Origin of the sequence: Brasilonema bromeliae SPC951, from assembly GCF_012912135.1 — a bacterium.
GTDB lineage: Bacteria > Cyanobacteriota > Cyanobacteriia > Cyanobacteriales > Nostocaceae > Brasilonema > Brasilonema bromeliae.
In genome coordinates, this window is sequence record NZ_QMEB01000152.1 from 11,631 (window position 1) to 15,686 (window position 4,056).

Here is a 4,056-nt window from a genome sequence, read left to right on the forward strand (position 1 = left end):
GATGATTGCTGTTTGGAAGTATCTTTCAATCGCCTACCACCCAATGACTGGAGCCAGTTTCCGTTAAAATCCACCTTGAAGAAAGTGATAAAAGACGACAGTCGTAACGTCATTGAATCGGGAGAAATCTTTACCATCAAGCGCCAAACCGCTAGGATTGTGTGGACAGAAATTAAGTTTATCGACACCCAAGCAGAGCCACGCGAAGCTTTTTCGCGGACTTGCATTGGTTTGGGGTCGAATGTTCAGTGCTTGATTACATTTGATTATTGGGCAGATCAAGCAGAGCAGTTAACACCCGTTTGGGATGAAGTTATGCGTAGTCTCACACTAGGGCTATATATCCGTGATCCAATGACTGGTGTAGCTTTCCCAGACTGAACCACAAAATTAAAAAGTCAAAAGATAAAAGTAAAAAGATAAATGATTAAAATACAAGATTAGCGATGGAAACTGAGTTAGATGGATGACAGAATTATTAAGACATCAGGGGTTTTCACATGCATGTGATTACTCGTAAACGACTCAATGAATTTGCCAAACTCCATCCAGATACAACCAACGCTCTGGCTCAGTGGTATCAATTAGTGAAGCAAAATCAATTTGCCTCATTTGTGGAACTCCGTGAAATATTTCCACTTACTCAGATCAAGTCGGTAAATTGACTGTGTTTAACATTGGCGGCAACAAAGTTCGACTCATTGCCGCAATTCACTACAACGGCCAAAAAGTCTATATCCGCGCTGTGTTAACGCATTCAGAATACGACGAAGGAAAGTGGAAAGAATAATGCAAAGTTTCAACCTTGATCAAACCATCACTGCTTGGTCGTCCATTGCTGAGAACGTCTTTGTTCCTCACACCGAAGAGGAATATGATCGCTTGGTCGAGATGCTTGATCGCCTTATCGATCAAGTTGGTGAAGATGAAAGCCATCCCCTCGCGTCTCTAATGGAAGTCATTGGTGTCTTAATTGAAAACTACGAAACTCAACACATTCCTGAGCTAGAGGATATCGCTTGACCAAATAAGTAGTTTTGATGTTCGAGTCAGGAGAATTCTTTAATGGCGATAGCATCTATCAACCGTTTTGAACCATCCACACTAAAATTCCTAGAATTTGTTCTACAGGTGGGAGGGGATAATCCATCAAATCGATGGTGACAGTATTATCTTCCAGCTTCAAAAATCGCCATTGTGTACCATTACTAATCGAACCATATATTACGGAAATTGGGCGATTTTTTGCAGCGTTAAATCTTTGTGCGGCAACCATTTCTGCAATACATTGTCCAAACCCAGTTCTTAAATCAGCTTTTTTTGCTTCTACAACTATAATTGCAGGTGCTTCAATTTCTAACACTTCAGGTGAACGACTTAAAAGGAAATCACACATCCCATTAAGTCCAACTGCTTCGTCAACTGTAAAATCTTCTCCGGAGAATAAGCTAATTTGCCGATTTAATATCCGTCTCACTTCTAACAGTACTGGGTAAATAATTCCTTCGGAACGCGCTTTTTCACTCGCAGAAGAAACAAGTGGCAGACTTTCTTCAAGATATGCCCTCAGTGTAGCAGATGCTTCGATGGGTTCAGTGGGAGGAATAAATCGCCCACCCTCCTGTGTTTTTAACCCGAACGTTTCTTTAACTTTACTGATATTTGTAAACTGACTATAAGGCATAATTGTTAATTCTTCCACGGGTCTACACTTATATTAAACACGCAGAGTTTGTTTGTGCAGTTGAGGCGATCTGCGCGCAGCGCAGCAGCGAGGCTATGCTCTATATTTAATCTAAGAAAATGTTATTTTAAATAGTCTTTTGTTTTACAATTTTAATGTAAGCAAAATTCAAGCAAATCTTTAAAACCAGACTCAATAAGAGTTATATTGTCTGAAGCATCAAAAAAAGATTGTTCCTAGATAACCCTACAGCTCGCATTTAGGCTAAAAATAGATTGTTTTTTCTATTAACGCTAAAAAACCTTGCTTTATCTGACTTTTATGCGCCATTGCTAAGTCCGGAGTAATCCCAAGAGTGCATTTGACGGAAAGGAAGACCCATCTTTTGGAAGACGTACTTCTCTTTCACACCAGAAGCGACGAGGTCAGGCTTGAGTGCTTTGATAAACTCCTCGAATTCGTAAGCAGTAACGTCATCGAAAACGATGGTACCGTTTTCAATGTAGTCAGTGGTACGTTTGTAGTCGTCGTTATGAGCAAACTCATAACCTGTACCAATCATTCTCATTCCCAAATCTTGGAAAGCGGGAACGACGTGACGAGGACGCAAACCACCAACCATCATGGCAACAGTCTTGCCTTCCAAGCCTGGACGATACTTGGCAATGATTTCATCCATCACTGGCTGATACTTCGCGATGATCTTCTCAGCGTTTTCTTGGATCTTCTCGTCAAACTTGGAAGCAATTTCCCGTAAGGATGCAGCAATCTTGGTAGGACCAAAGAAGTTGTATTCCATCCAGGGTATACCGTAAGCTTCTTCCATGTGACGGCTGATGTAGTTCATCGACCGGTAGCAGTGAATCAGGTTCATCTTCACGTTTGGTGTCTGCATCATCTCGTTGATGGTGCCATCACCTGACCACTGGGCGACTACGCGCAAGCCGAGTTCTTCTAACAGGATGCGGCTAGCCCAAGCATCACCACCGATGTTGTAGTCACCAATGATTGCGACATCGTAAGGAGTAGACTCGAATTTCAGTGTGCCTTCTTTTCTCTCTTTGTCGGATCTGGTAAACACCCAGTCACGAACCATGTCGTTCGCAATGTGGTGACCGAGGGATTGAGAAACACCCCGGAAGCCTTCGCAACGTACGGGTACAACAGGCTTGTCAATCTCTTTGGATGATTTTCTGGCGACGGCTTCGATGTCATCCCCAATCAGACCGACAGGACATTCAGATTGAATTGAGACACCACGGTTGAGGGGGAAGAGTTCGTCGAGTTCTTCGATGAGTTTTAAGAGTTTTTTGTCACCGCCGAAGACGATATCTCTTTCTTGGAAGTCGGAAGTGAAGTGCATGGTGCCAAAGGTGTCAACACCTGTGGTACCGATGTAGTAGTTACGACGACCAGACCAAGACCAGTAACCGCAACCAACAGGACCGTGGCTGATGTGGATCATGTCCTTAATTGGACCCCAGACCACACCTTTAGAACCAGCGTAAGCACAACCACGAGCAGTCATCACACCAGGAAGAGATTTGATGTTGGACTTAACGCCGCAGTCGGACTTGCCTTCTTCGTATACGTTTATATGTTTTTCCCGCTTTTTCTTCGCTTTCTCGGGGTAAGCGTCTAGAACTTCTTTAATAAGTTCTTTTCTTTGTTCTACAAGCTCTTTTGGATCTTGCTCAGAAGATTTTTTGTCATCTGTATATGTCATAGTGTTCCTTGCTGGTGAATTACTGGTGAGAAGGAAGGATGAAGAGTGAAGAGTGAACCATTTATATTTCATTCTTTATTCTTCTGTCTTCAAAGGTGGGCTGCTTGCCCACCCTAGGGCATTGCTTACTTGGCAGTAGCTTCTGCTGGTTTGCCAATAATTTCTGCGTGCTTGGTATCGTCGTCGAGAATACCGAACTCTACGAGTAGGGCTTCTAACTCGTCCATTTCCAAAGGTGTAGGAATGGTGAGCTTAGTGTTTTCGACGATCTTCTTAGCTAATGCGCGGTATTCGTTACCTTGGTTGCTGTCAGGTGCGTACTCGTTGACTGTCATCCGGCGCAATTCTGCGTGTTGAACGATGTTGTCACGAGGTACGAAGTGAATCATTTGGGTGTTCAACCGTTCTGCCAGAGTTTCGATGAGTTCGATTTCTCGGTCAACTTTACGGCTGTTACAAATCAGACCAGCCAAGCGCACACCACCAGAGTGAGCGTATTTGAGAATACCACGAGCGATGTTGTTAGCAGCATACATCGCCATCATTTCACCAGAAGTCACGATGTAGATTTCTTGTGCTTTACCTTCACGAATAGGCATAGCGAAACCACCGCAGACAACGTCACCCAACACGTCGTAGCTAACGA

The 4,056-nt window shown here is 43.4% G+C and carries 7 protein-coding genes; 4 read left to right on the top strand and 3 right to left on the bottom strand.

The window, feature by feature from the left end:
* The 4 genes from DP116_RS29465 to DP116_RS18390 all read left to right on the top strand — a co-directional run.
* Positions 1 to 381: Alr1449 family protein (locus DP116_RS29465; RefSeq protein WP_246275689.1), on the top strand; the 381-nt coding region annotated here is incomplete at its 5' end.
* Positions 382 to 500: 119 nt separating this feature from the next.
* Positions 501 to 665, top strand: a complete 165-nt coding sequence (locus DP116_RS29985) for a type II toxin-antitoxin system HigB family toxin (protein WP_281357442.1) — start codon at positions 501 to 503, stop codon at positions 663 to 665.
* Positions 666 to 667: 2 nt separating this feature from the next.
* On the top strand, positions 668 to 790 hold the full coding sequence (locus DP116_RS29990; RefSeq protein ID WP_339381485.1) for a type II toxin-antitoxin system HigB family toxin: 123 nt from the start codon (positions 668 to 670) through the stop codon (positions 788 to 790).
* The gene (locus DP116_RS18390) at positions 790 to 1,023 is read left to right on the top strand and encodes a hypothetical protein (RefSeq protein ID WP_169156546.1); all 234 of its coding nucleotides are present in this window, start codon (positions 790 to 792) and stop codon (positions 1,021 to 1,023) included. The genes DP116_RS29990 and DP116_RS18390 overlap by 1 nt, the downstream gene beginning before the upstream one ends.
* Before the next feature lie 58 nt (positions 1,024 to 1,081).
* Here the strand turns inward: DP116_RS18390 and DP116_RS18395 are convergent, their stop codons facing one another.
* From DP116_RS18395 to DP116_RS18405, 3 genes are all read right to left on the bottom strand, one after another.
* Entirely contained in the window at positions 1,082 to 1,684 is a 603-nt protein-coding gene (locus tag DP116_RS18395) for a hypothetical protein (RefSeq protein WP_169156550.1), read from the bottom strand.
* Positions 1,685 to 2,003: 319 nt separating this feature from the next.
* On the bottom strand, positions 2,004 to 3,410 hold the full coding sequence (gene nifD / locus DP116_RS18400; RefSeq protein ID WP_169156547.1) for a nitrogenase molybdenum-iron protein alpha chain: 1,407 nt from the start codon (positions 3,408 to 3,410) through the stop codon (positions 2,004 to 2,006).
* Positions 3,411 to 3,535: 125 nt separating this feature from the next.
* Positions 3,536 to 4,056 (bottom strand): NifH family ATP-binding protein (locus DP116_RS18405; protein ID WP_500676658.1); only part of this gene is annotated, 521 nt, incomplete at its 5' end.